This is a genomic window from Cobetia sp. UIB-001 (genome assembly GCF_044789135.1).
GTDB classification, from domain to species: Bacteria; Pseudomonadota; Gammaproteobacteria; order Pseudomonadales; family Halomonadaceae; genus Cobetia; species Cobetia amphilecti.
In genome coordinates this window covers 1,270,452-1,297,191 of sequence record NZ_CP058244.1, presented here as the reverse complement: position 1 = coordinate 1,297,191, position 26,740 = coordinate 1,270,452, and the positions used below count along the sequence as shown (strand labels likewise).

At 63.3% G+C, this 26,740-nt stretch carries 23 protein-coding genes; 4 read left to right on the top strand and 19 right to left on the bottom strand.

What is annotated here, in order from left to right; all coding sequences use genetic code 11:
* Positions 1 to 102 precede the first annotated feature (102 nt).
* The 3 genes from HA399_RS05480 to HA399_RS05470 all read right to left on the bottom strand — a co-directional run bounded on the left by HA399_RS05480 (position 103) and on the right by HA399_RS05470 (position 2,420).
* Entirely contained in the window at positions 103 to 867 is a 765-nt protein-coding gene (locus HA399_RS05480) for an amino acid ABC transporter ATP-binding protein (protein ID WP_131431600.1), read from the bottom strand.
* The gene (locus tag HA399_RS05475) at positions 864 to 1,538 is read right to left on the bottom strand and encodes an amino acid ABC transporter permease (RefSeq protein ID WP_043335389.1); all 675 of its coding nucleotides are present in this window, start codon (positions 1,536 to 1,538) and stop codon (positions 864 to 866) included. The genes HA399_RS05480 and HA399_RS05475 overlap by 4 nt, the downstream gene beginning before the upstream one ends.
* 147 nt (positions 1,539 to 1,685) lie before the next feature.
* Positions 1,686 to 2,420 (bottom strand): amino acid ABC transporter substrate-binding protein, encoded by a 735-nt coding sequence (locus tag HA399_RS05470; protein ID WP_043335456.1) that lies wholly within the window; start codon positions 2,418 to 2,420, stop codon positions 1,686 to 1,688.
* 780 nt (positions 2,421 to 3,200) lie between these two features.
* Between HA399_RS05470 and HA399_RS05465 the strand changes: the two genes are divergently transcribed.
* From HA399_RS05465 to HA399_RS05450, 4 genes are all read left to right on the top strand, one after another.
* Positions 3,201 to 4,325, top strand: coding sequence for a DUF3549 family protein (locus tag HA399_RS05465; RefSeq protein ID WP_404326334.1), 1,125 nt, complete (start codon positions 3,201 to 3,203; stop codon positions 4,323 to 4,325).
* A gap of 500 nt (positions 4,326 to 4,825) precedes the next feature.
* Positions 4,826 to 5,335, top strand: a complete 510-nt coding sequence (locus HA399_RS05460; RefSeq protein ID WP_082388802.1) for a RimK/LysX family protein — start codon at positions 4,826 to 4,828, stop codon at positions 5,333 to 5,335.
* 197 nt (positions 5,336 to 5,532) lie between these two features.
* A complete protein-coding gene (gene rimK, locus HA399_RS05455) occupies positions 5,533 to 6,441 on the top strand; it encodes a 30S ribosomal protein S6--L-glutamate ligase (protein WP_043335225.1) in 909 nt (302 codons plus the stop codon).
* A 307-nt stretch (positions 6,442 to 6,748) separates the two neighbouring features.
* On the top strand, positions 6,749 to 7,207 hold the full coding sequence (locus HA399_RS05450) for a hypothetical protein (protein ID WP_043335223.1): 459 nt from the start codon (positions 6,749 to 6,751) through the stop codon (positions 7,205 to 7,207).
* Positions 7,208 to 7,312: 105 nt separating this feature from the next.
* Here HA399_RS05450 and HA399_RS05445 read toward each other — a convergent pair whose 3' ends face one another.
* The 16 genes from HA399_RS05445 to mutL all read right to left on the bottom strand — a co-directional run bounded on the left by HA399_RS05445 (position 7,313) and on the right by mutL (position 26,578).
* Positions 7,313 to 8,245 carry a vancomycin high temperature exclusion protein gene (locus HA399_RS05445; RefSeq protein ID WP_404326333.1) on the bottom strand — a complete coding sequence of 311 codons (933 nt, stop codon included), beginning with the start codon at positions 8,243 to 8,245 and terminating at the stop codon, positions 7,313 to 7,315.
* A gap of 138 nt (positions 8,246 to 8,383) precedes the next feature.
* Entirely contained in the window at positions 8,384 to 8,989 is a 606-nt protein-coding gene (locus tag HA399_RS05440) for a YceI family protein (protein WP_153635363.1), read from the bottom strand.
* Positions 8,990 to 9,244: 255 nt separating this feature from the next.
* The gene (gene sufT / locus HA399_RS05435) at positions 9,245 to 9,820 is read right to left on the bottom strand and encodes a putative Fe-S cluster assembly protein SufT (protein WP_043335218.1); all 576 of its coding nucleotides are present in this window, start codon (positions 9,818 to 9,820) and stop codon (positions 9,245 to 9,247) included.
* Positions 9,821 to 9,986: 166 nt separating this feature from the next.
* A complete protein-coding gene (locus HA399_RS05430; RefSeq protein WP_043335215.1) occupies positions 9,987 to 11,231 on the bottom strand; it encodes a cysteine desulfurase in 1,245 nt (414 codons plus the stop codon).
* Positions 11,228 to 12,640 (bottom strand): Fe-S cluster assembly protein SufD, encoded by a 1,413-nt coding sequence (gene sufD, locus HA399_RS05425; protein WP_052384761.1) that lies wholly within the window; start codon positions 12,638 to 12,640, stop codon positions 11,228 to 11,230. The genes HA399_RS05430 and sufD overlap by 4 nt, the downstream gene beginning before the upstream one ends.
* Positions 12,640 to 13,389 carry a Fe-S cluster assembly ATPase SufC gene (sufC, locus tag HA399_RS05420; RefSeq protein ID WP_043335213.1) on the bottom strand — a complete coding sequence of 250 codons (750 nt, stop codon included), beginning with the start codon at positions 13,387 to 13,389 and terminating at the stop codon, positions 12,640 to 12,642. Before sufC ends, sufD begins: the two co-directional genes overlap by 1 nt.
* A 74-nt stretch (positions 13,390 to 13,463) precedes the next feature.
* Positions 13,464 to 14,906 (bottom strand): Fe-S cluster assembly protein SufB, encoded by a 1,443-nt coding sequence (gene sufB, locus HA399_RS05415; RefSeq protein ID WP_054557094.1) that lies wholly within the window; start codon positions 14,904 to 14,906, stop codon positions 13,464 to 13,466.
* A 135-nt stretch (positions 14,907 to 15,041) separates the two neighbouring features.
* On the bottom strand, positions 15,042 to 15,548 hold the full coding sequence (locus tag HA399_RS05410; protein ID WP_279831138.1) for an SUF system Fe-S cluster assembly regulator: 507 nt from the start codon (positions 15,546 to 15,548) through the stop codon (positions 15,042 to 15,044).
* Positions 15,549 to 15,959: 411 nt separating this feature from the next.
* Positions 15,960 to 17,255, bottom strand: a complete 1,296-nt coding sequence (locus HA399_RS05405; protein WP_043335209.1) for an adenylosuccinate synthase — start codon at positions 17,253 to 17,255, stop codon at positions 15,960 to 15,962.
* Positions 17,256 to 17,429: 174 nt separating this feature from the next.
* On the bottom strand, positions 17,430 to 18,614 hold the full coding sequence (locus tag HA399_RS05400) for an ATP phosphoribosyltransferase regulatory subunit (RefSeq protein WP_131431591.1): 1,185 nt from the start codon (positions 18,612 to 18,614) through the stop codon (positions 17,430 to 17,432).
* Positions 18,615 to 18,962: 348 nt separating this feature from the next.
* A complete protein-coding gene (gene hflC / locus HA399_RS05395; RefSeq protein ID WP_043335206.1) occupies positions 18,963 to 19,844 on the bottom strand; it encodes a protease modulator HflC in 882 nt (293 codons plus the stop codon).
* Positions 19,844 to 21,064, bottom strand: a complete 1,221-nt coding sequence (gene hflK / locus HA399_RS05390; protein WP_043335204.1) for an FtsH protease activity modulator HflK — start codon at positions 21,062 to 21,064, stop codon at positions 19,844 to 19,846. The genes hflC and hflK overlap by 1 nt, the downstream gene beginning before the upstream one ends.
* A 387-nt stretch (positions 21,065 to 21,451) precedes the next feature.
* The gene (hflX, locus tag HA399_RS05385; RefSeq protein WP_404326331.1) at positions 21,452 to 22,822 is read right to left on the bottom strand and encodes a ribosome rescue GTPase HflX; all 1,371 of its coding nucleotides are present in this window, start codon (positions 22,820 to 22,822) and stop codon (positions 21,452 to 21,454) included.
* 15 nt (positions 22,823 to 22,837) lie between these two features.
* Positions 22,838 to 23,086 carry an RNA chaperone Hfq gene (hfq, locus tag HA399_RS05380; RefSeq protein ID WP_043335203.1) on the bottom strand — a complete coding sequence of 83 codons (249 nt, stop codon included), beginning with the start codon at positions 23,084 to 23,086 and terminating at the stop codon, positions 22,838 to 22,840.
* Positions 23,087 to 23,200: 114 nt separating this feature from the next.
* Entirely contained in the window at positions 23,201 to 24,184 is a 984-nt protein-coding gene (gene miaA, locus HA399_RS05375; protein ID WP_404326330.1) for a tRNA (adenosine(37)-N6)-dimethylallyltransferase MiaA, read from the bottom strand.
* Positions 24,185 to 24,244: 60 nt separating this feature from the next.
* A complete protein-coding gene (gene mutL, locus HA399_RS05370) occupies positions 24,245 to 26,578 on the bottom strand; it encodes a DNA mismatch repair endonuclease MutL (protein WP_404326329.1) in 2,334 nt (777 codons plus the stop codon).
* Positions 26,579 to 26,740 lie beyond the last annotated feature (162 nt).

Below are 26,740 nucleotides of genomic sequence, written 5' to 3'. Positions count from 1 at the left end.
GGCCACCGCGAAGGATATCGCGGTGGCCGTTGTGTCTGTCGCAGGTACTGCCCGAGGCGTTACCTCACGTGACCTGAGAGTCATTTCCTCAACCGGGCAGCATCAGATTCCCTCGGCGCACTGCGGCGGCACTTCATCCAGCACCTTGCGCAGGAAGGCGCGCGTACGGTCATCCTTCGGCGCACTGAACAGCTGACTCGGCGGCCCCTGTTCGACGATACGTCCGCCTTCCATGAAGATGACGCGGTCGGCGACTTCCCGCGCGAACTGCATCTCGTGGGTGACCACGATCATGGTCTGGCGCTCGACCGCCAGCTGCTTCATCAGCTCCAGCACCTCATCGACCCATTCCGGGTCCAGTGCCGAGGTCGGCTCATCGAACAGGATCACCTCGGCCTGGGCGGCCATGGCGCGCCCGATGCCGATACGCTGCTGCTGACCGCCTGACAGAGCCGCCGGGAAGGCGTCCGCCTTCTCGCTCATGCCGATACGCTCGAGAATCTCGCGCGCCCGCTGGTGCGCCTTGGCCTTGGGCCAGCCATTGACGACGATCAGGCCCTCGGCAATGTTCTCCAGCGCCGTCTTGTTGGCGAACAGCGCATAGTTCTGGAACACGAAGGCACTGCTGCGACGCAGTCCCAGAATGTCGTGACGGCTGGCGCGCGTGGCCTCGACCTTGCGTTCGCCGATCTGGATCTCGCCACCATCGGGCTGCTCGAGGAAGTTGATGCAGCGCAGCAGCGTGGACTTGCCGGTGCCTGACGGGCCGATGACGACGATGATCTCACCCTGCTTCACTTCCAGAGTGATGCCATCGAGCACGGCCTGCCCGCCGAATTTCTTGACCAGGTTTCTGACTGCAATCATCGCTGATAGGCCTTGTTGAGACGTTTCTCCATCCAGCGCTGCACGAAGGACAGCCCTTCCACCATCACCCAGTAGACGATGGCCACCATGATGAAGGATTCAAAGTACAGGAAGCTGCTGGCCGCTTCCTTCTGGGTCGCGCCCATCAACTCGGTCACCCCCAGCGTGAAGGCCAGCGACGTGGACTTGATCATGTCCACGAAGTAGTTCATCAGCGTGGGGGCCGCCACGCGGGCCGCCTGGGGCAGCACGATGCGCCGCATCAGCTGGACATTGGTCATGCCGATCGAGAGCGCCGCTTCGGTCTGGCTGCGATCGACCCCGACGATGGCGGCGCGGATGGATTCGGCCATGTAGGCCGAGAAGTGCAGCGTCAGGCCGAGAATCGTCGCGGTGACGCCATCGATCTGGGTCAGGAACGCCATCACCTGCGGCAGGCCGTAATAGAACAGGAACAACTGCACCAGCAGCGGCGTGCCGCGGAAGAAGGAGATGAACACGATGGTCAGCGCATTCAGCACCGGCACCTTGAGCACCCGCACTACCGCCAACAGCGAAGCCAGTACCAGCGCGGCCACCATGCCGATACAGGCCATCTTGAGTGTCAGTGGCAGGTATTTGAGCATGACCGGCAACAGGCCAAGCATGTAATCGATATTGAGAGTATCCATTCGTTATCCGGACAGGCTGGGGGCTTGGCTGAGGGTCTGGAAAGACACCCGTCGACATGACGACAACGGGGCGACGGTCAAGCCGTCACCCCGTTTGCACATGACATCCTGGCATGCGCCCTTGTATCAGGGCGCAGCGGGCAATGTTCAAGGCGTGGTGATGTCGTTGCCGAACCACTTGTTGGAAATCTCGGCCAGACGGCCATTTTCCTTGAGCTCGGTCAGCGCGGCATCCACCTCGTCACGCTTGGCCTCGCCTTCGGCGTCCTTGCGGAACGGCAGTGCGTTCTCGAGACGCGAGAACGGCTTGCCAGCCAGTTCCAGCGGCAGCGGCGTCTTCTGGATCACCTGGCTTGCGCTGACGCGGTCCATCACGAAGGCATCGACACGGCCCAGGGCGGTGTCCTGCTCGATGTTGGACTCATAGGTCTTGATGTCGATCTGGTCGGCGTAGGGCAGCTCTTTCATCAGCGCTTCGTAGTTGGAGCCCAGATTGACCGCCACGCTGTGGCCCTTGAGGGACTCGACGCCGGTGATCTCGTCATTGCCGCGACGCTTGACCACCTGGGCCCCGTCGTAGACGTAGGGCTGGGTGAAGGCGAACTTGGCCTTACGCGCATCGGTGATGGTGATCTGGTTGGCCACGGTATCGATGCGGCCGGCTTCCAGCGAGCCGATCAGGCCGGAGAAGCTCATGGTCACGAATTCGATGTCGTCGCCGGTGATCTCACCGACGGCGTTGAGGACATCCACCTCAAAGCCCTGCAGCTTGTCCTGCTTGACGAAGGTGAACGGGAAGTAGCCGCCCGACATGCCGACCTTGAGGGTGTCAGCCTGTGCCGCCAGGCTGCCCAGGGTGGTCGCGCCCAGCGCGGCAGCCATCACGGCGCCCTTGAGAGCGGTAGAAGAGAAGACAGCTGCGAGCGAACGTGATTGGCGCATCGGGATTCCTCGTGGATCGCAAGACTGGGCCATTGGCGCTGGACGGTCGCTGACATTCGGTTGAACGCGGATGTCGAGCCAACAGAACAGGTATAAGCACAGCCTTTTATATGTGATTTGGTTGTATAGGATAACGGGACTGCCCCGCATTCCCAATCATTTCATCCCTTAAGGTCATAACCAGAAGGAATAAGACAGCATTCCTGTCAATGAGCGCGATTCTAGCATGCCTGTCATGGCGGGCCAGTGACGCCGTCTGGGCTACCTGCAGCGTTAGATGTCAGCCTGACGACAAGTGGATGACAGTTATTCACGCCATCCGTGGACGATGCTGTGGATAACCCGTCTCGGTCACGCTGCAAGCCGCGCCAGCCGTGGGATGACGAAAATTGATCAAAAAATCATCAACCTGCAAAACGCTCACCGGGACTTGAGGTGCCGCGTCATCTGTCAAGCCGTCACGGGTCGAAAGAGCGGCCATAATAGGATCAGGTCGCCCTCTTCCCTCTGGCCGCCATCACACGCCAGCGGGTGGCATGACAGCCGGTGAATCGCTAAAGTCGCTGCCATTCCAGACATGCTCAGGCACATGTCACGCGCCGGCAGCTGTCACTCAACGACACATGCCACGCCTGGCAATGATGCTCGACAAGACTCTTTTCTTCCGTTCTTCCGCACGCCAAGCCAAGGCGTGGCGGAGACACAGCCGTGGTGAGCCTCATGACTCCTCTTTCTTCCTTGAGCAACTTCTTCACACGCACCGGCGCCGAGCTGCACCTTTATCACCTGGGTCGCACCCTGGCGCCGCTCAGTCTTGAGCAACTGGAAGCCTTCGAGACCGAACAGCAGCCGTGGGAGCAGCCCTTCAAGGGTCAGGCGCGCCTGGCATGCGTGTTCCGGCCGGCCGGGCTCGACGATCCGCTGGTGTGGTTTCTGGCCCTGCCGCTGGATGAGGAAGGTCGTCTGTCTCCCGCACAACGCGACGCCTTCCTCGAACGCCTGATCACGACGCTGGGTCAGACGGCGCTGACCGTCGGCCGGCCTGATCTCCAGCAGGCCGAGGCAGGCAAGATCGACAACCTGATGCAGGACAACCCGCTGGCCTTCACGCCGGACGACAGCCTGCGCGCCATGCTGCACGCCCGTGCCAGCCTCGATTGTGACTGCCCTGCCAGCCAGTACTACGAGCTCGCCGAGCAGTATCTCACCGCCCAGCTACCGCTGGATGACTGGCCGTCACTCGGCCTGCAGGGCATCGCCGACGTGCTGACACGACGCGGCGAGCTGTCCGGCGAGCTTGCCGCCGCCTTCGTGCAGCGTCTGGCTGATCTGCCGGACACGCCGCTGCGCGCCATCGCGCTGTGTCTGGAGCAGGCACCGCCCGCCCATGCCCAGCTGGCTGGCCAGCTGCCTGAGGAATACGAGACCGAGCTGCTCTCCGCCCTGATCGCACGTGGCCAGGCCGCGCGTGACCTGGGGGACCTGGAGACGCTGTGCGCCTGCCTGCGGGCCGCCGGTGCCAGCCCACGGCCTGCGGCGGCGGAGTGGATCGATGCCCTGCTGGCCGACGACGAGGCCGTCAATGTCGACGTGCTGGTCGCAATCGCTGCGCGCGGCTACGCCCACCTGGAAGATGCCGAACGTCTGCCGGCCTTCCTGACCCGCCTGGCCAGCTGCCCGCAGGCCAACTTCGCCGCCCTGGCCCGCGACCTCGCCCTGATTCCGCGTCTGCGTCTGCCGGTGCTGATGACGCTGCGCAACGCAAGTGCGGACAGCCCGCTGGGTCAGGCGCTCGCCGCCCTGACCCGCCAGGCCGATACCGGCAATCCTGCCCCGCGTCATTGACGCCGGGCATGCCCGCAGGTGACAGTGCTTGAGATCATGCGCATAACCCACGACACTTGATCGGACACTTGAACAGACACTCTATCGGACACTTGCTCAAGGCATGGAATCGGGGCTGATCGGCACCGGTGAACAGGGCAAGTTGCGACGCGCCACCGGCACGATGTCACCCGCGCCTGTGGCCGTGGGTGACTTGCCCAGCGCCCGCAAGCGAGGCGTCTGGCGGCGATGAAAGCGCGCCATGACCGCGTGCCATGACCGCGTGCCCGGGGCGGTTTTGCCGGGCATTGTCAGCGCCACCGTCATCTCCGATTCGTGAGGCGAAAAAAGAGGCTTCAGCAAGGATTGCTGTCAGTACGTTAAGTGACTATGCTGCGCGCCCGCCTGGCCATTACCCCGCCATGCCGGCAACGCACATTACGTTGTGCCGCGCCTGCCCGGTGTCTTCATGCCGTGAGCCGCTGCCCGCTTCGCTCACGCCCTCTGATTCAGGATGAAACATGTCGCATCACAAGAACACTTCGCGTCATCACATCGACAAGGCACCGCCCCTCGATCTCAAGACACTGAATCATGACCTGCTGGGCTTTCGTCCGCGCGGCGTGGTGGGTCGGCGTGAGCTGATCGAGCTGCCGGAACTCAAGCTGCACCTCAATGCCAAGATCGACACCGGTGCGCATTCCAGTGCGCTGCATGCCGAGAGCATCGAGGTCTTCGAACACAACGATGATCTGTGGGTTCGCTTCATCACCCGGACCGGCGGTAGCGACTCCCCGCCGCATACGGTCGAGACGCCGGTGCATGATCGCCGCCGCGTGCGCTCATCCAATGGTCAGGCCGAATGGCGCTACGCGATCCGCTCGCGCATGAAGCTGGCCGGGCTCGACTACGATATCGACATGACGCTGGTGGACCGCTCCCAGATGCGTCACCCCATTCTGCTGGGGCGCCGTGCCCTGCGTCGCCTGCTGGTCGCACCGGGCGCCGCCTATCTGCATGGCGAACCCTGACGGCACCAGCCAGGCGCGCGGCGGCATGCTTCGGCATCTCGCCTCAAGACGCTGGCCCCGCTGCCATCTGCATCGCGTGACGCCTCGAGACAACAAAGGCTTCACCGGCGAATACCACGCCTCCTGACGGGCATCACGTCAGTCTTGTTCTGATTCATTCCTATCTCTGTCTGGCCCATTCGGCTCCGGAGGATTTCATGCATATCGGTATCCTGTCACGTAACTCACGCCTCTACTCCACCCGTCGCCTGATCGAGGCCGCCGAGGCACGTGGCCACACCGCGCGCGTGGTGGACACGCTGCGTTGCTACATGAACATCGCCTCGCACCGCCCGTCCATCCATTACAAGGGCGCCGAGATCGAGCACTTCGACGCTGTCGTGCCGCGCATCGGTGCCTCCGTCACCTTCTATGGCTGCGCCGTGCTGCGTCAGTTCGAGATGATGGGCACCTACGTGGTCAATGATTCCGTGGCCATCTCCCGCTCACGCGACAAGCTGCGCTCCCTGCAGCTGCTGTCGCGCAAGGGCCTGGGCCTGCCGGTCACCGGCTTCGCGCATTCGCCGGATGACATCCCCGACCTGATCACCATGGTCAAGGGCGCGCCGCTGGTCATCAAGCTACTGGAAGGCACCCAGGGCATCGGCGTGGTGCTCGCCGAGACCAACCAGGCCGCCGAGAGCGTGATCCAGGCCTTCATGGGCATGAAAGCCAACATCATGGTGCAGGAATACATCAAGGAAGCGCGTGGCGCCGACATCCGCTGCCTGGTGGTGGGTGACAAGGTGGTGGCGTCCATGAAGCGTCAGGCAGCCGATGGCGAGTTCCGCTCCAACCTGCACCGTGGCGGCACCGCGAGCGAGATCCGCATCACGCCGGAAGAGCGCTCCACCGCCATCCGCGCCGCCAAGGCCATGGGCCTGTCCGTCGCCGGTGTCGACCTGCTGCGCGCCAACCATGGCCCGGTGATCATGGAAGTGAACTCCTCGCCGGGCCTGCAGGGGATCGAGACGGCCACCGGCAAGGACATCGCCGGTCTGATCATCGATCACATCGCCAAGTCCGCCGCGCCGGCCAAGAAGATTCCGCCCAAGCCCAAGGGCTGAGGGCTTGAGCCTTAGCGCTGAAGCCTGAGGGCATTGCGCGCAACGTTTCCCAAGGGTGCAGGTCGTCATGACTGCACCCTTGGCGTTTCTGGGTCAGATGGCCGCGCGTGTACGAGCGTGAGCGATGGAAACAGGGCAAGGACAGCGCCTGAAAGGCAACGATGATCGTCACCAGAACGTCATTGTATTGTCGTAAACTGCAGGGATTGACAGTGCGGGAATAAATATCCTGACTTTCTGCCCTTCAGGGGTAGAAAAACACTGTTTTCACCCGCACAATCTCTTCTGACGGAGGAGGTGACCGCCCATGTTTCTCGACAATCGCCAGGTGGCGATGGATAGCGTCCAGGAAGCCCTGGCAGACAGTCTTGATTATTTCGAGGATAACGCCGAACGGCTGCGTCCCGCGCTCCTGAAGGCCTTCGAGCCCTTCTATGCGAGCCGTGTCGAGCTCAAACAGGCCCTGGAAGTCGAGACACGCAAGCATCTGAGCCTGATGCCGCGCGACGCCGATGTCGAGCGCGATGACTACATGTGGCTGTGGAGTCGCCTGAAGAGCATCGTCGGCAATGACAATCAGGTGCTGATCAACGAGTTGCTCGAACAGGAACGCGTCCTGATGCAGGCCTGCTCGACCGCCTTCACGCATCCGCTGCCTGACAGCATGGAAAAGGTACTGGAAGGCATCTTCCACAACTGCCGCCATCTGATTCGCGAGCTGTACCGTCACCAGACAGGTCAGGCCGCCCGCCGCCGCGCCGGCTAGCCACCTGCCCGCGCCGCCAGGCCGTGAACGCAAGACGCCCCGCCTTCCAAAGGAAGTGCGGGGCGTCTTCGTATTGACCCTGTGCGCCGCGGCAGCGATACGCGGCTAGTTCGTATCAGACCTGACAGGCAGCCACTGGAGCAATGCCTGCTTCACTCCGGGTAGACTCGCCAGCAGGCTTGCCTGCGCCTGACGCGCGAGGGGATGCGGGTCCGGCGTGTCGGCAGCGTTCTCTTCATTCGTCACATCCACTCCATCCGCCACATCACGACTGACAGCGGCCTGCTGCCCTGCTCCGGCTATCACGGAGGCCTCCGACGGCGACATCACGTGCTTGTCTGAGGAGTGAGATGACGAGGGTTGCGAAGATGAGTGCGATGACAACACCGGCGTCGGCAGCGACTCCTGCGGACCGAGGAAGCGCGGCTTGCGCCCCCACAGGTAGAGATCACCGACTGTCGCCGCACGGGCCAGCCACTCGCGCAGCATCAGCTTGAGCCCCGGCGGCTGGCGCTCGGAGATGGCCGGACAGCCTACAGCCTCCAGACCCAGCGCATCGGCGATGAACAGCGCACGCGGCAAATGCCACGGCTGGGTGACCAGCACCGCCTCGTCGACACCGAAGACCTTGTGCGCTCGCACGAGGGTATCGAAGGTGGAGAAGCCCGCGTAATCGAGCGTCATGAACTCCTGCGGCACGTTGCGCGCTCGCAGATCACGCCACATGGTCATCGGCTCATTGTAGTAACGCGTGCGGTTGTCTCCCGAGAGCAGCAGGTTGGAGACGCGGCGCAGGCGGTAGAGCTGGGCGGCGGTATCGAGGCGCGCCTGATAGTGTGGATTGCTGCCCCCGCCCACCAGGCCGTGGGAGGTGCCGAACACGATCCCCACTTCACGGCTCTGACAGGTCAGCGGTGACGTGGCAATGCGATCGTGCGTTGCCATCACGACCCAGAGGTTGAGCCCGACCACCGTCATTGCACCGGCGGCCAGCAGACCGACGATGGTCCAGCCAGCCCGCATGATCACTCGCTGCATCTCTTCCTCACGCCCATCCCTGCCTGTCTTTCCTGCCGCTACCGTCACATCGTGCAGGCATGAGCGCCCAGCCTACCCAAGCGGCCGAGGCTCTGCCAGCACTGACTGTTCCCCGGCCACGCATGCGGGTGACTCCGCTCAGTCTTCCTGCACCATCACGGCCTTGACGTTGACTGGCACCTGGGTCGCGATGTTGCCAAGCCCGGCCAGATCACGCAGGGTGCGAATGCCATCAACCAGCGCGAACTGCTCAGCATCGACCATCACAGGCGTGAGGGTCTGCACCAGCCAGCGATCGCCGCGCAGGCGCGTCACCTGCAGGCTCATCGGCAGGTTCTGGGTGTTGTCGTGCAGCGTCAGCTGGCCTTCGACATCCACCTTCTGAGTATCACCCGGCTCCATCACCTTGAGGGTCGGCATGTCGAGACTGGCGGTCATCACGGCCAACGGATAGGTGCCGGACTCGAACAGCTTCTCGCTGACGCGCTGGTCACGAATGTCGATGCCGGTACTGGCGGAGTCGAGGTCGATCTCCACCGACAGCTGACCGGCGTCATTGACGCGCGCCCGCCAGGAGGTGAAAGCATCCGTCTCGACGGTGCTGGCGCCCGACTTGGCCATCTTGGTGGTCTGGAAGCTCAGCTGTGACACATCGCCATCCAGCTTCCAGGCGGCCTGCGCGCTGGCAGCGGTGCTCAGGATCAGGGTGGCGGTCAGGGTGCGCAGCGCAGTCTGGAATCGCATTGGGGAGTCTTCCTTGAGGCAGGTGATACGGGAAACCGTCAAACGGACGTGCCGACGCGGCCCGAGGCAGCAACTTGCCCGGACGCTCAGCAACGTGAATTGGATAGCCGGATGGACGAGAGGTTCCCGCCCATCCGGTTGCGTTTGCTGCATCTCGCCCAAGTGTTACTGCGACTGACGGCCATGCAAGGCCTCCAGGGGGCCGCAGAGAGTAAAGGGCGACAACAGCAGACGACTAAGGTGCGCTGATGATGCTCAGAACATGCCCAGTTCCAGGCGGGCGTCCTCACTCATCATCTCGCGCGACCAGGCAGGCGAGAACACGATCTCGACGTGGACCTTGGAGACATCCTCGGCGCCGAGAATCTTGCGCTTGGCGTCCTCGGCGATGACGTTGCCCATGCCGCAGCCCGGCGCGGTCAACGTCATCTTGAGATTGACCATCTTCTCGCCGCTGATCAGGGTGTCGATACGACAGCCATAGACCAGCCCCAGCTCGACGATGTCGACCGGGATCTCGGGGTCGAAGCAGGTGCGCAGCTGGGCCCAGACGAAGGCCTCGATGTCGGCATCGCTCTGGCCGGCAGGCAGATGCGGACGCGGCACGGCGTCCAGCCCCAGCGCATCGAGGCTGAAGCTCTCGATCAGGTACATGCGACCCTCGAAGGCAACGCTGACGGTGCCGCCCTTGGCCTGCATGACTTCGACCACCGAGTCCTCGTGCAGGGTCACCGACTTGCCGAACGGTACCGAGATGCCCTCCACGTCCCGCTGCAACGGCATCTTCTGGCCCTTGCCGAGGCTGGCCAGCTGGTCTTCAGTGTGGCTCATGCCCTCTCCTTGCCGATCCGCATGACAGGCATGCGGCTCGTGAATTCTGTTGGTTCACTCAAGACGTGCGGGTGACAACATCCCCTGGCAAGTGCCGATACCAATGAGGCCCGCCATGCGCGAGCCTCATTGATCAGCGCCCGTCAGGGCCACCGCAGGGTGGTGCTCAGCGCACCATGGTCAGCACACGCTGCAGGGCATCGACGAACATGTCGATCTCTTCCGGCGTGTTGTAGGCCGCGAAGGAGGCCCGACAGGTGGCATCGACACCGAAGCGACGCAGCACCGGCTGCGCGCAGTGGTGGCCGGTACGGATGGCGACCCCCAGCTGGTCGATCAGCAGACCGATATCCTGGGCGTGGGCACCATCGACCACGAAGGAGATCGCGCCCGCCTTGTCAGGCGAGTTGCCGATGATGCGCAGGCCGTCCACTTCGCGCATGCGCTCGCTGGCATGGCGCATCAGCTGCTGTTCCCAGCGCGTGATCAGCGCCATGTGGGTGCAGTCCAGCCAGTCGATGGCCTTGCCCAGCCCGATGACCTCGGCGATGGGCGGCGTGCCGGCCTCGAACTTGTGCGGCAGGTCCGCGAACAGGGTGCCATTCTCGAACGACACCGTGCGGATCATCTCACCACCACCCTGCCACGGCGGCATCGCCTCCAGCAGCGCTTCCTTGCCGTAGAGCACACCGATGCCGGTCGGGCCGTACATCTTGTGGCCCGAGAAGACATAGAAGTCAGCATCGATCTCGCGCACATCGACCTGCTGATGCGGCACCGCCTGGGCGCCATCGACCAGAATCAGTGCGTCGTGAGCGTGTGCCAGCTTCGCCATCTCGGCCACCGGGTTGATGCTGCCCAGGGCGTTGGAGACCTGATTGACGCAGACCAGGCGCGTCTTCTCGCCCAGCAGGTCGCGGTAAGCCGCCATGTCGAGCACGCCATCGTCGTCACACGGGATGACCTTGATGACGATATCGAGACGCTCGGCCAGAAGCTGCCACGGCACGATGTTGGCGTGATGCTCCATCACCGAGATCAGCACTTCATCGCCGGCATTCAGCCAGTTGGCCCCCCAGCTATTGGCGACCAGATTGATCGCCTCGGTGGTGCCACGCGTGAAGATGACTTCCCGCGTCAGGCGCGCATTGATGAAGCTGCGCACCTTCTCACGCGTGCCTTCGAAGGCCGCCGTCGCCTCATCCGCCAGGGTATGCAGACCCCGGTGGATGTTGGCATTGGTCTTGCGGTAGTAGTCGCTCATCGCGTCGATGACGGCGGTCGGCGTTTGACTGGTGGCGGCGCTGTCCAGATAGATCAGCGGCACATCACCATGCACGCGACGCTCGAGGATCGGAAAATCCTCGCGTACCCGCACGACGTCAAGCATCAGGTTGTCGAGTGCGCTCATGCAAAGTCCTCATCACGTGCCACCGCCACGGCGCCACCACCCAGCTCGACGCTGAGATCGACCAGCTCATCGAGGTGGAAGCGTGACGGCAGGCGTCCCGCGACACTGCGCTCGATGCGCTCGGCGATGGCGTCGATGCCCAGACCGGTCATGACTTCGTTGGCGAAGGCCAGGGTCAAAAGGCCACGGGCGGTCTGCTCATCGATGCCACGGGCGCGCAGCGCGAACACGGCGGTCTCGTCGAGCTGACCGGTCGTGGTGCCGTGGGAGCACTTGACGTCGTCGGCGTAGATCTCGAGTTCCGGCTTGGTGTTGATCTCGGCGCGGTCCGACAGCAGCAGGTTGGCGTTGTTCTGATGCGCCTCGATCTGCTGGCTGTCGCGCTTGACCAGCACGCGGCCATTGAAGACGCCGCGGGCACGGTCGGCCAGGATACCCTTGTAGTTCTCGTCGGAGAACGTCAGAGCCTCGTTGTGATTGACCAGCGAGTGGGTGTCCACGTGCTGGCGATCACGACCGAAGAACAGGCCATCGAGGCGTGCATGGGCGTTGTTGCCGTTCAGGTCGCAGACGATGTCGTTGCGCACCAGACCACCACCGGTGTTCAGGTTGATGGAGCGATACTGGCTGTCACGCGGCTGCTCGACTTGCAGCGAGGCGATATGCGTCTCGCCGGTGGCGGCTTCGCCCAGCTTGTAGTGATTGAGCACGGCGCCGCGCTCCAGCATCACTTCGCTGACCATGTTGGTGAAGTTGGTCGCGCCGCTCTCACCGATGTGATGCTCGATCACGCTGGCTTCAGCGCGGCTGCCCAGCTGCACCAGCAGACGCGGGTGGCTCATGGTCACGGGCTGGCCTTCGACGGCGGCACGCGACAGGAACAGCACGTAGACCGGCTTGTCGAGCACCGTGCGCGGGCCGACCTGAATCACCGCACCCTCTTCGGTGAAGGCGGAGTTCAGCGCCACGAACGGCGTGAAATCGATGCCGGTCAGGCGATTCAGCGAGCCGCCGATGACTTCCGGCTGATTGACGATGGCGTCAGACAGCGGCACGACACGCACGGTGTCGGGCAGGCCTGCCACATCGGACAGCTCGGCATTGTAGAGGCCATCGACGAACACCAGACGGTAGGCGTCGACGTCGAGAGCCAGCGCATCCTTCACGGCCGGCGCGAGGCTTGCATCGTCGGCGAGACGATATTGCTGACGACCCAGTGCCTGGGTGTCGGTGTACTTCCAGGCCTCGACCTTGCGGGTCGGCAGGCCGAGGGCTTCAAAGCGGGCGATGCCGGCCTGACGGCGGGCGGCCATCCAGCTCGGATCGGCCGCAAAGCGAGCCTTGCGGGCAGCGAATTCGCTGGCGAAGGCTTCGCTGCCGGGGACGGACGCGGTAGCAAGTGCTGTCATTACGCGGTTTCCTCCTGCAGCCAGTCATAGCCCTGGGCTTCGAGTTCGAGTGCCAGCGACTTGTCGCCGGACTTGACGATGCGGCCATCCATCAGCACGTGGATCTGGTCCGGCACGATGTGCTCGAGCAGACGCTGGTAGTGGGTGACCATCAGCACGGCGCGGTCTTCGTTGCGCAGCGAGTTGACGCCCTTGGCGACGACCTTGAGAGCATCGATGTCGAGGCCGGAGTCGATCTCGTCGAGCATGGCGAGCTTCGGTTCCAGCACCAGCATCTGCAGGATCTCGTTGCGCTTCTTCTCACCGCCGGAGAAGCCTTCGTTGACGGCGCGCTGCAGGAAGCTGGCGTCCATCTGCATGAAGGCCAGCTTCTCGCGGATCAGCTTCATGAATTCCGGGGCCGGAATCTCGCCCAGGCCTTCGGCTTCACGCTTGGCATTCAGCGCCGCCTTGAGCAGGTAGACGTTCTTGACCCCCGGGATTTCCACCGGGTACTGGAAGCCCAGCAGCATGCCGGCACGCGCACGCTCTTCGACTTCCATCTCCAGCACATCCTCACCTTCGTAGGTAATGGTGCCCGAGGTCACTTCATAGCCGTCCTTGCCGGCGATCACGGAAGACAGCGTGGACTTGCCTGCGCCGTTCGGGCCCATGATGGCGTGGACTTCACCCTTGTTGATGGTCAGATCGAGACCCTTGAGGATTTCCTTGCCTTCCACCGAAACGTGCAGATCTTTGACTACGAGCATGTTGATACCTTTTGCTGACAGGCCGCCCGCGAGCGGCCCTCAAGAATGGGGTGAATGCGAAAGGGACGGCGGGATCAGCCGACGGCGCCTTCAAGGGTGACGTTGAGCAGCGCCTCGGCCTCGACGGCGAACTCCATCGGCAGCTCCTGGAAGACGTCCTTGCAGAAGCCATTGACGATCATGTTGACCGCATCTTCCTCGCTGATGCCGCGCTGACGGCAGTAGAACAGCTGATCTTCGCCGATCTTGGAGGTCGTCGCCTCGTGCTCGACGGTGGCCGTCGCGTTGCCGATTTCCTGATACGGGAAGGTGTGCGCGCCACAGCGGTCGCCGATCAACAGCGAGTCACACTGGGTGAAGTTGCGCGCGCCCTTGGCCCGCGGGCCGATCTTGACCAGACCACGATAGGACTGCTCGGAGTTACCGGCCGAGATGCCCTTGGAGACGATGGTGGACTTGGTGCCCTCACCGATGTGGATCATCTTGGTACCGGTGTCCGCCTGCTGACGGCCATTGGTGACGGCGACGGAGTAGAACTCCCCGACACTGTCCTTGCCGCGCAGGATGCACGACGGGTACTTCCAGGTGATCGCGGAGCCGGTCTCGACCTGGGTCCAGGAGACCTTGGAGCGGTCACCACGGCAATCGGCACGCTTGGTGACGAAGTTGTAGATGCCGCCCTTGCCGTCTTCATCGCCCGGATACCAGTTCTGGACGGTGGAGTACTTGATGTAGGCGTCTTCCAGGGCCACCAGCTCGACCACGGCGGCGTGCAGCTGGTTGTCATCACGCTGCGGCGCGGTACAGCCTTCCAGATACGAGACCTGAGCCTGCTTCTCGCAGATGATCAGGGTGCGCTCGAACTGGCCGGTATTGGCGGCGTTGATGCGGAAGTAGGTGGAAAGCTCCATCGGGCAGGTCACGCCTTCCGGCACGAACACGAAGGAGCCATCGGTGAAGACGGCCGCGTTCAGCGCGGTGAAGTAGTTGTCAGCCTTGGGCACCACGGTACCGAGATACTGCTTGATCAGCTCCGGGTAGTCCTGGATGGCTTCCGAGATGGAGCAGAAGATGACGCCCGCCTCGGACAGCTCCTTCTTGAAGGTGGTGGTCACGGACACGGAGTCGAAGACCGCGTCGACCGCGACACCCGCCAGTGCGGCACGCTCGTGCAGCGGGATACCCAGCTTCTCGTAGGTCTCGAGCAGCTTGGGGTCGACCTCATCCAGACTCTGCGGGCGGTCTTCCGGCTTCTTCGGGGCGCTGAAGTAGGAAATCGCCTGGTAGTCGATCTCCGGATAATCCAGGTGGGCCCAGGACGGCGCCTTCATCTTCAGCCACTGCTGATACGCATCCAGACGCCACTCCAGCATCCACTCCGGCTCACCCTTCTTGGCCGAGATGAAGCGAATCACGCTTTCATCCAGTCCCGGCGGAATGGTGTCGCTCTCGATATCGGTCACGAAGCCCTGCTTGTACTCGCGCTGTACAAGCTGCTCCATCTCCTGGCTCGCCATGCTGGTCTCCTCTCCCGGAGAGCTCCGGGTCTGTTCAGATGCCTGATCACCCCGCCCGAATCGCAGCGAAGTTCGAATGTTCGTGTTGCCACGGCGACGTGTGTCGCGCGGCAACGGATTCAGTGTTTGCCGGTTCTAGCGTTTGCCAGTGCTGTTGGCTGCCCTGGCCACGGGGGGCGGTTCGTCATCCCCGTACAGGCTGATGGCCTGAATCGGCAGTTGCACCGGCATGCGCAGTGGCGCGGATGACGCCAGATGCGCCAGCGTCACGCTGCCCAGCAGCTCACTGATGGCGTACGAGACGCGCTGCCAGTTGTCGGCCACCCCGCAGGTGTTGACCAGCTCGCAATCGCCGTCGGCGTGGCTGCACTCGGTCACGGCCACCGGGCCTTCGATGGCGCTGATGATGTCGCTGGCCGTGATCTGGCTGGCCGGGCGAGCCAGGCGATAACCGCCAAGCGCACCGCGCCGCGACTCAAGCAGCCCGGCCCGCACTAGCGCCTTGAGCGTCTTGCTCACGGTGGGATGCGGCAGCTGCACGCTTTCGGCCAGATCGATCGCCGCATGGGCCGAGTCCGGCTCGCGGGCGATGCGCGCCATCACGACAGCGGCATAATCGGTCATCTTGGAAAGCTTCAGCATGCTGGCCTCCACCACGGGAAGATTAATTGGGGACCATTTTAGTCCTGTATCAGAACGATGTGAAGCGGGGACCCCACCGAAAACGTCGAATTGCGACCTGGGCAACCAGTTTGCCGACAAGATAGCCGCCGATCACAACAAAAATAACAATCATTCCCATTTAAAATATCTACCAGCACTGCCCGAGGGACCAGGTGCCCTGTACAACAATCCCGTGCGCGCCAGGTGAGCGATGACGACTGCCCCGCTACGCCCCTCCCCTGCAACGCAAGCCCTCTCTAAAGACCCCCACTACTCATGCCCCCTCCACAATTCCACAACGCAAGACACCCCGCCGGGAGAATCCCGACGGGGTGTCTTGGTCACGCCATCATGCCGTCATGCAAGGCTCATCTAAGCCATGCGTGATGATCAGCCGTGGAACGGGTTGCGCAGTACGATGGTCTCGTTGCGGTCCGGGCCAGTGGAGATGATGTCGATCGGCACGCCGACCTGCTCTTCCAGGAAGCTGATGTAAGCGCGGGCGTTGGCCGGCAGCTTGTCGACTTCGCGCACGCCGATGGTGGAATCGCTCCAGCCCGGCAGGTCCTGGTACAGCGGTTCGATGGCTTCGTAGCCTTCGGAATCCACCGGGTTGTCCAGCACGTCGCCATCCTTGCTGCGATAGCCGATGCAGACACGGATGTTCTCGAGACCGTCCAGCACGTCCAGCTTGGTCAGGCAGATGCCACTGACCGAGTTGATCTGCACGGCGTGACGCAGAGCGACGGCATCAAACCAACCACAACGACGCGCACGACCGGTGGTGGCACCGAATTCGTGGCCACGCTCGGCCAGGTGACGACCGAACTCATCGAACAGCTCGGTCGGGAACGGGCCGGAGCCGACACGCGTGGTGTAGGCCTTGGTGATGCCCAGCACGTAGTCGAGATACAGCGGGCCGACGCCGGAACCGGTGGCGGTGCCGCCGGCAGTGGTGTTGGAGCTGGTGACGTACGGGTAGGTACCGTGGTCGATGTCGAGCAGTGAGCCCTGAGCACCTTCGAAGAGGATGTTCTCGTTGGCCTTGCGCACGGAGTGGACCAGATCCACGGTGTCGCAGACCATCGGGCGCAGCTCTTCGGCCATTTCCATGGCTTCGTCCAGCACCTGCTGGAAGTCGACCGGCGCTTCACCGTGATAGTGCTGCAGCACGAAGTTGTGGTAATCCAGCACTTCGCCCAGCTTGGAGGCGAAACGCTCACGGTGGAGCATGTCACCCAGACGCAGGCCACGACGCGCGACCTTGTCTTCGTAGGCCGGACCGATGCCGCGACCGGTAGTACCGATCTTGGCGACGCCACGGGCCTTCTCGCGCGCCTGGTCCAGACGCACGTGGTAGGACAGGATCAGCGGGCAGGCCGGCGACAGACGCAGGCGATCACGCACCGGCACGTCGTTGGCTTCAAGCTCACGGATTTCCTTGATCAGCGCTTCCGGAGACAGCACGACACCGTTGCCGATGACGCAGGTCTTGCCCGGGTGGAGGATGCCGGACGGGATCAGGTGGAGGACGGTCTTCTTGCCGTCCAGCACCAGGGTGTGACCCGCGTTGTGGCCACCCTGGAAACGCACGACGGCGCTGGCGGATTCGGTCAGCAGGTCGACGACCTTGCCCTTGCCTTCATCACCCCATTGGGTGCCGAGCACGACTACATTCTTGCCCATGGTTCCTATCTCTTTCGGTGAATAACCGTCGGTGAAAACCCACTCACAAGTGCAGCTGCCCTGTCGGCAGCTGCACCTCGGGACCCAGTGGCCCCAGCTGTTCTGCTATCTGTCACTCGCTGCCATCGCTCTCGGATCACCGAAGCTCAACCATTCAAGCTCAGCCATACAAGCTCAGGCATCGAGTGTGACGACCTGCCAGCCGCCGTCGCCATTGACCAGCTCACGGTTGCAACGGTGTGCATCCGCGCCGGTGGTCTGGCCCGGCAGCGCTTCGATGACACGCTCGCCAGCGGCACGCAGCTGATCGACACACTCACGCAGCGCGCTGTCGTTGAGTGCCGGCGCCCAGATGCCGTCGCAGGCCGGGGCCTGCACGGCCAGCGAGGCCAGCTGCTTGAGGTCCATCGAGAAGCCGGTGGCAGGACGCGCACGACCGAAGGCACGTCCAGTATCGTCGTAGCGACCACCCTTGGCCAGCGCCTGACCGTAACCCGGGACGTAGGCCGCGAACACCATGCCGGTGTGATACTCGTAACCGCGCAGTTCGGCGAGATCGAAATAGAGCGTGACCTGCGGATGACGCTCGCGGACCGCGCAGCTCAGCGCCGTCAGCTGATCCAGAGCGCTGGCGACTGCCGCCGGTGCGCCGGCGAAGGCGGTACGCGCCTGGGCAAGAATCTCGTCATCACCGTGCAGGTGCGGCAGCGCCTTGAGCATGCCCGCCACTACCTTGTCACCCACCACGCGATCGATCAATGCATCGAGAGCGGAATACTGTTTACGCTCGATGGCGGCGAACAGTTCACGCTCGTGCTCGTCATTCATGCCGGCTTCGGCGATCAAGGCACGATAGATGCCGATATGGCCCAGTGCCAGGTGCAATTCACCGGCACCGGCCTGCTCGAGACTGGTCAGTGCCAGGTGCAGGATCTCGTGGTCGGCCTCGAGGCCGGCGTGACCGAACAGCTCAGCACCGACCTGCACCGGGCTGCGACCGCCCTGGTGCTTGTCCGCCTTGGTGCGCAGCACGTTGGCGCAGTAGCACAGACGTACCGGGCCTTCGCGGTGCAGGGAGTGAGCATCCATGCGCGCCACCTGCGGGGTGACGTCGGCGCTGGCGCCCATCATGCGACCGGTCATCTGGTCGGTCAGCTTGAAGGTCTGCAGATCAAGCTCGGTACCGGTGCCGGTCAGCAGCGAATCGAGAAATTCGACGGGCGGCGGCAGCACCAGGTCATAGCCGAAGCGATGATAGAGGTCGAGCAGCGCGCGGCGCAGCGCCTCCATACGGGTTGCCTGAGGGGGCAATACCTCATCCATGCCATCCGGGAGGAGCCAGCGATCTGCGATGGTCATTGCGCTATCCTGCGAGAGATTTATGACAAGGGGTGACTCGTGACGCGAGGAAATGCACCCGGTTGGCGTGCGTGACGAACGCGACGCCTGCGGGGGATTTCACAGCAGCCGACCGAGACCCGTGAAGCAAGGTCCTGCTCGACGCTTTCCTGTCGGCCTTGCGCCTGTGCATGAAAAGCGGCCACAAAAAAACCGGGCGGTGCCCGGTTGCAGGAGTCTAGCATGAATCCTTGTGGGATGAACCCCGCGAACCTCTCGAGCGACGTTCATCCACTGCGCGGCCTCTGATGCTGCCAGAAGCCGCGCGCAACATCCCCGAAGGCGAGCCTTCGGGCTTGATGATGCTGCTTACTTGCTACCACCCTGCGGGTCCTTGAAGAAGCGGAAGAACTCGCTGTCCGGCTGCATGACCATCATGTTGCCATCGCCCTTGAAGCTGTCGCGATAGGCCTGCAGTGAGCGGTAGAAGCGGAAGAACTCGGTATCCGCCCCGTAGGCACCGGCATAGATGGCTGCGGCGGAGGCATCGCCCTCACCGCGCAGGGTCTGCGCCTGCTCTTCGGCCTGCGCGAGCAGAACGGAACGGCGACGATCGGCATTGGCCTGGATCTTCTCGGCCTGCTCCTGACCCTGGGCACGATACTCTCGTGCCTCACGCTGGCGCTCGGTCTTCATGCGCTCGTAGACCGCCTGGGAGACTTCGTCCGGCAGGTCGATACGCTTGACGCGGATATCGAGAATCGACACCCCCAGTTCCTTGCGCATCACCTCGTCGAGCTCTTCGGTGGGCTTCTTCATCAGCGCGTCACGCTGCTCGGAGATGATCTGCACCAGTTCGAGCTTGCCGAACTCGTTACGCAGACTCTCGTCGACACGCGGCGCGATCAGGCGCTCGGCCATCTGCTCGTCGCCGGAGGTCGCTTCGTAGTAGCGCTTCGGATCGACGATCTTCCACTTGACGAAGGAGTCGACGATGACGGCCTTCTTCTCGCGGGTCAGATAACGGCTTGCCTGGGCATCCAGCGTCAACACGCGCGTATCGAAGGTACGGATCGTGTTGTAGACCGGCAGCTTGAAGTGCAGGCCGGGCTGGATGTTGTCTTCCACCACTTCACCAAACTTGAGCTTGATGGCGCGCTGGGTCTCATCAACCGTGTAGAGGCTGTTGCTACCAAGCCAGGCCACTACGGCCAGACCGGCGACGGCCATCAGTGAGCGATTGTTGATCATTAACGACCCTCCCGACGGATGCTGTTGCTGCTGTCAGTGCTCTGGCTGCGGCTCAGGGCATCACTCGCCTGTCGGGACACACGGTCCAGCTCGCTACGACTCATGCCACTGCTGTCTTCAGCGGCAGCACTGGACTTGTTGGCCAGCTTGTCCAACGGCAGGTACATGAGGGAATTGCCGTTCTCGACATCCACCAGCACCTTGTTGGTCTTGCCGAGCACTTCGCCCATGGTTTCCAGATACATGCGCTCGCGGATGATTTCCGGCGCCTTCTGGTACTCGGTCAGCAGGGACGTGAAGCGGTTGGCTTCACCCTGGGACTTCGCGACCACGGACTCCTTGTAACCCTCGGCTTCCTCGATGATGCGCTGCGCCTGACCCTGGGCTTCCGGAAGAATCGAGTTCTCGTAGGCCAGTGCCTGGTTGATCGTGCGCTGACGATCCTCACGCGCCTTGATGACGTCATCGAAGGAATCCTGGACCGCTGCCGGCGCAGAGGTGGACTCGACGTTGATGGTCTGCAGCGTCAGGCCGACACCGTAGTTGTCCAGATAGGACTGCAGGCGCGACTTGACGTTGCTGGCCAGCAGTTCACGACCGGAGGTCAGGATGTCGTTCATGTCGGCACTGCCGACTTCGTGACGCAGCGCAGAGTCCATGGCGTTCTCGAGACTGATCTCGGGCGCACGGACGTTGAGCAGGAAGTCACGCGGGTTGGACACCTGATACTGCACGGACATCTGGACTTCGACGATGTTCTCGTCCTGGGTCAGCATCGACTTGGTCTGGGAGAGCGAACGCACCTTGGTGACGTTGACCTCACGCACATCGTCGATGATCGGCGGATTCCAGTGCAGGCCCGGACCGACGATGTCGTTGTACTTGCCGAAACGCAGCACGACGCCACGCTCTGACTGATCGACCAGATAGAAACCGGAAGCCGCCCAGATGGCGACCAGGATGACACCGATGATACCCGGCAGTGCGAAGGCATTGGTGCTGCCACCGTTGCCGCCATTGCCACCGGCACCGCCACGACGCTTGCGGCCATTGCCGAGCATGCCGTTGAGCTTGTCCTGGAATTTCTTCAGCGCTTCGTCGAGGTCGGGCGGTCCACCATTGCCACCGCCGTTACCCCCGCCCCCCTTCTTGTCCCCGTTGCGACCACCGCCGCTCCACGGGTCATGCTGGTTGCCGCCACCCGGCTCATTCCAAGCCATACGTCGTCTCCACTCAGTCGATGTTCCGCTCGTCATTATGATGACGCCGCCCTGCCAGCTGCGACCGGTTCCGTGCCTTGAGCCTGATGGCCTCCGGCGACCGATTCTCTCGTACGGCATGGCGACGCGTCCCTTGCGGGAGAAGGCCATGGCCCTGCCCGACGGCCATCGTCCGTCGGACGGCATCCAGCCAATCCTGCTGAATGCCCGCTGCTCTGACGCGCAGGGCATACCCTGCGCGAGGGCATCCATCGTCATTCGTGCGCGGCGATGGATGCCGGGTAGTGCTTGCCACTGCCTTGCGACAACAGTGCGCTGCTGCGTCGTGCGCCACTTCTCATCGAGTGCTGCGCAGCGCACCGGCGCAAGTCTCGTTACCAGACGGTATCAGGACTTGTGCGTGACCGACACGCGATGCTTTTCCGCGCGTTCGGCGGACAGCTCACGCTGCCAGGCTTCACGGTCGTCATGTTCACCGCCGAGATAATCTTCAGGCGATTCACCAAGATGCGACAACAACTGCAGAAAGTCGCGTTTCTCGAGACGAACGTCCAGCAGCGCATTGCCCTGCTCGTCATATTGCTCGTCCTTGACCGCGTCCAGCTCATGCAGGCCTGCCCGCAGACGGGACTTCTCAGGCCCAAGCGTCAGCTGCATGGAGATGACGTTGTCGGACAGCAGCTCGGCGAAGGCCTGCATCAACAGATCCAGCCCCTTGCCGTCGCGTGCCGACAGCCACACCGCCAGCGGACGACCGAAGCCATCACGCTCGATGCGCGGCGCCATGTCGAGTCGGTCGATCTTGTTCATGACCAACAGACGCGGCACATCACCGGCATCGATCTCGCTCAGGACGTGATTGACCTGCTCGGTATTGCGGTCATTCTCCGGGTCTGCGGCGTCGATGACATGTACCAGCAGATCCGCTTCCGCCGCTTCCTGCAGGGTCGCCTGGAAGGCTTCCACCAGCTTGTGCGGCAGATGACGAATGAAGCCGACGGTATCGGCCAGGACTGCCGGACCGACATCCTCGAGTTCCAGCCGACGCAGCGTCGGGTCCAGCGTCGCGAACAGCTGATCGGCGGCGTACACCTCGGAGGTGGTCAGCGCGTTGAACAGCGTCGACTTGCCGGCGTTGGTATAGCCGACCAGCGACAGGCTCGGGATCTCGGCACGCGCACGGGCACGGCGGTTCTGATCGCGCTGCTTGTGCACCTTCTCGAGTCGCTTGTGGATCGACTTGATACGGGCGCGCAACAGGCGACGGTCAGTCTCGAGCTGGGTTTCCCCCGGGCCTCGCAGACCGATACCGCCTTTCTGACGCTCAAGGTGGGTCCAACCCCGCACCAGGCGGGTGGACATGTACTCGAGCTGTGCGAGTTCCACCTGCAGCTTGCCCTCATGGGTCCGCGCACGCTGGGCAAAGATGTCGAGAATCAGACCGGTACGGTCGATGACGCGACACTTGAGCGTGGCTTCGAGGTTACGCTGCTGGGAAGGACTCAATGAATGGTTGAAAATGACCAGCTCGGCTTCGTGCACGGCCAGGGCCTCTTGCACTTCCTCAAGCTTGCCTTCTCCGATGAACGTACGGGAGTCGGGACGGGGCCGGCTACCCTCGATGAGGGTCGCCGGCACGGCGCCTGCCGAACGTACGAGTTCGAGGAGCTCACCGGCATCCTCGCGTTCTTTTTCGTCCCGGAAATTGACATGCACCAGGACGGCCGTTTCACCGGCTTCGGGTCGTTCGAAGAACAATCAGCGCCTCTAACTTCAGCTTTCTGTGGACGGCACGCTCGGATCCTGGGCCGGCAGGCGCACATTGCGCGACGGCACCACGGTCGAGATAGCGTGCTTGTAAACCATCTGGGAGACAGTATTGCGCAGCAGGATCACGAACTGATCGAAGGATTCGATCTGGCCCTGCAGCTTGATGCCGTTGACCAGGAAGATCGAGACCGGGATACGTTCCTTGCGCAGGATGTTCAGGTACGGGTCCTGGAGTGATTGACCTTTGGACATGTGACTCTCCGTAAAAATGTCTCGTTCGAGGTAAGTATGGTTATGTTCGCCAGCGCTCCGGGTTGCCCTCTTGAGGGGGCTTCACGGGCGCGGGTCGTGACCGCTCATGTTACGCTAAGTGCAGGTCTGGCGCACGATTTTCAAGGTTTCACTGTAAGGATCTACACCCATGGAATCCACCGAGTGAATCCCCTGCCAGCTCCGCAACCAGGTCAACTGTCGCTTGGCGAGTTGACGCGTCGCGATGATGCCACGTTCGCGCATCTCGTCCCGGCTCAGATGGCCATCGAGAAAATCCCACACCTGACGGTAGCCGACACAACGTATCGAGGGCAGGCCCGCATGCAGCTCCGGACGTGCCTTCAGCGCTTCGACCTCGGCAATGAAGCCCTGTTCCAACATCTGATCAAAACGCGTCTCGATACGTTCATGTAACACGGCTCTATCGTGGGGCGCCAGTGCGATCGCTATCGGCCGGAACGGAAGTTCCGCCTCTGGCTGCTCCGCGAGCAGCTCGCTCATCGGGCGCCCGCTGATCAGACAGACCTCCAGCGCACGTGTCAGCCGCTGGGGATCCGTGGCCCGAATGCGCTGTGCCGTGGCCGGATCAAGCCGCGCCAGCTGCGCATGCAGCGCCGGCAGACCCTCGGACTGGATACGCGCCTCGAGCTCCGCGCGCAGCTCGGCATCCGCTGCCGGCAGCTCCGCTACGCCTTCCAATAGACGCTTGAAATACATCATGGTGCCACCGACCAGCAGCGGCATCTTGCCGCGGGACTGGATCTCGGCAATATGCGCCAGCGCATCGCGACGAAACTCGGCGGCGGAATAGCTCTCCAGCGGGTCGAGAAAGTCGATCAGGCGGTGTGGCGCTCGGGCCAGCTCGGCCGCGCTCGGCTTGGCCGTGCCGATATCCATGCCGCGATAGATCAGCGCCGAATCGACACTGATCAGCTCCGCGCCCTGCTCCTCATGCCAGCGAATGGCGAGGTCGGTCTTGCCGGAGGCCGTCGGCCCCATCAACAACACGACAGGCGGCTTGTCAGCCACCCCAGGTGCGTGGTGTCGGGAATCTTCAGGGGGTTGAATCTGGGTCATGGCCTATTGTCTGGGCTGGGAGGTGAATCAGGGGTGAACCGCGACGACACGGGGCGTCATCTACTGGCCGCGCAGGAACAGCTTGTCGAGCTCATGCATCGAAAGCTCGGTCCAGGTCGGTCGGCCATGATTGCATTGCCCGGAGCGCTCGGTGCGCTCCATGTCACGCAGCAGGGCATTCATTTCCGGAATCGTCAGTCGGCGGTTGGCGCGCACGCTGCCGCGACACGCCATGTCGGCGAGCAGTTCATTCATGTGCGCCTCCATGCGGTCACTGCGCCCATAGCGCTCAAGATCTTCCAGCATGCCGCGCACCAGGGGTTCCACATCGGCATTGCCGAGCACGACCGGCACCTGACGCACCAGCAGCGTTTCCGGCCCGGCAGCGTCCAGCTCGACACCCAGACGCGTGAACGCCTCGGACTCGCGCTCGAAGGTGCCCATCTCGCGCGAACTGACCGCCAGCGACACCGGCACCAGCAGCGGCTGGGCCTCCAGATGGCCGCCACCATGCACATGCTGCTTCATGCGCTCATAGGTGATGCGCTCGTGAGCGGCATGCATGTCGACCATCACCAGCCCGCGCGAGGTCTGCGACAGGATGTAGACGCCATGCAGCTGCGCCACGGCGTAGCCCAGCGGCGGGGTGTCATCGTCGTCACTCTGGGCCGGCAGACCGCGCATCACCACTGCCGAGCTGCCTGAGACCGAACCACCCGAGACAGAGTCACTAGGGCCAGACGGCGCCGACATGCCAGACACGGCGTCGCTGGAAGGCGCGCCACCGGACGGCCCACCCGCCTGAGGCGAGTCAACCCGCCAGCCGGGCGCAGACTCCCCGACACCGGCCTGCGCACTCCCTTGTCCTGCGCCCTGCCCTGGCCCGTCACCCTCGCGGCCACTTTCACCCAGCGTGACACGTGGTGCACGCCGCGCCTCACGCTCGGCACTGGCGATCGCCGCCGGGTCGTTGACCACGCCCGTGCCGCCTGCGCCGCCACCCGGCGTCAGCAGATGATCTTCGCTGGGGTGCAGTGCCCGATAGCCGGCCATGAACTGACGCACACGCTCGGCACTCAGGCGTTCGCTGGAGCGTCCATCACCGGCAGGCGGCAACTGCGAGGAAGGCTGCCAGGGGGGCGCAGGGCGACCTGCAGGCGCGCTCGGCGAGGCCGACGAGTCGCCCCCGGCCTGAGGACCGGCCGATGACGATTGCTGCTCGGAGGCGGCATTTGGCTGGGCATCCTGTTCCTGACGACCGAGACGCATGCCCTGCTGCTGCCAGCCGGGGGCCTCCTCCTTCTCCTGCCCCTCGATGCCGGTAGGCGCGGCGCTGTTGTCACCGGGGCGCACCTCGGCCAGCGCCTTGTGCAGACTGGAGAACAGGAAGTCATGCACCAGTCGCCCGTCCCGGAAGCGCACTTCGTGCTTGGTCGGGTGAACATTGACATCTACCACCGTCGGGTCGAGCTCCAGGTAGAGCACGAACACCGGATGCCGACCATGGAACAGCACATCGCGATAGGCCTGACGCACGGCATGCGCGACCAGGCGGTCGCGCACCACGCGGCCATTGACGAAGAAGTACTGCTGATCGGCCTGGGCACGCGAGTGCGTCGGCAAGCCCACCCAGCCGGACAGGCGCAGGCCGGAGGCCTCGATATCCAGATGCAGCGCATGCTCGAGGAAGTTGCGCCCCAGCAACGCACCGATGCGCCGCTCCACCGTCAGGGTGTCTTCACCGGCGCGCAGCTGGTGCACCACCTTCTGGTTGTGACGCAGCGTCCAGCCGATATCGTGGCGTGACAATGCCAGCCGCCGGAAGCTTTCCTCGACATGACCGAACTCGGTCTTCTCGGTGCGCATGAACTTGCGGCGCGCCGGCGTATTGAAGAACAGATCACGCACCGCGACGCTGGTGCCACGCGGATGCGGCGCCGGGGAGACACGCGGCGCCATCTCGCGCCCTTCCGCCACCACCCGCCAGCCATTGGCCGGTTCATCCGAGACATTCGAGAACAGCTCCAGCCGCGAGACCGAACTGATCGAGGCCAGTGCCTCGCCCCGGAAACCGAGGCTCGCCACGCCCTCGAGATCATCCAGGCTCTCGATCTTGCTGGTCGCATGCCGTGACAGCGCCAGCGGCAGGTCTTCCTCGGTGATGCCGCAGCCGTTGTCGCGCACGCGAATCAGCCGCGCACCGCCACCTTCCAGCTCCAGCTCGATGCGGGTGCTGCCGGCATCGATGGCGTTCTCGACCAGCTCCTTGACCACGGAAGCCGGCCGCTCCACGACCTCACCCGCCGCGATCTGGTTGGCAAGGCGCGGATTGAGGATACGGATCCGTCGCTCGCCAGGGCGAGCGGGCTGCATGTCGGTCAGCTCGTCAGACATCGATAAACTCCTGGATACACGAGCGAAAAAACGCCGCTTCTCTGAAAACGATACTGTCCGCCGACCCAGTCACGGCAAGCAACGCATGCCGGAACTGCATCAGCGGACAGTGTCTGCGCCCCGCCAACGCAAGGTGCGGTCAGGGCGACTTCATGACGTCAG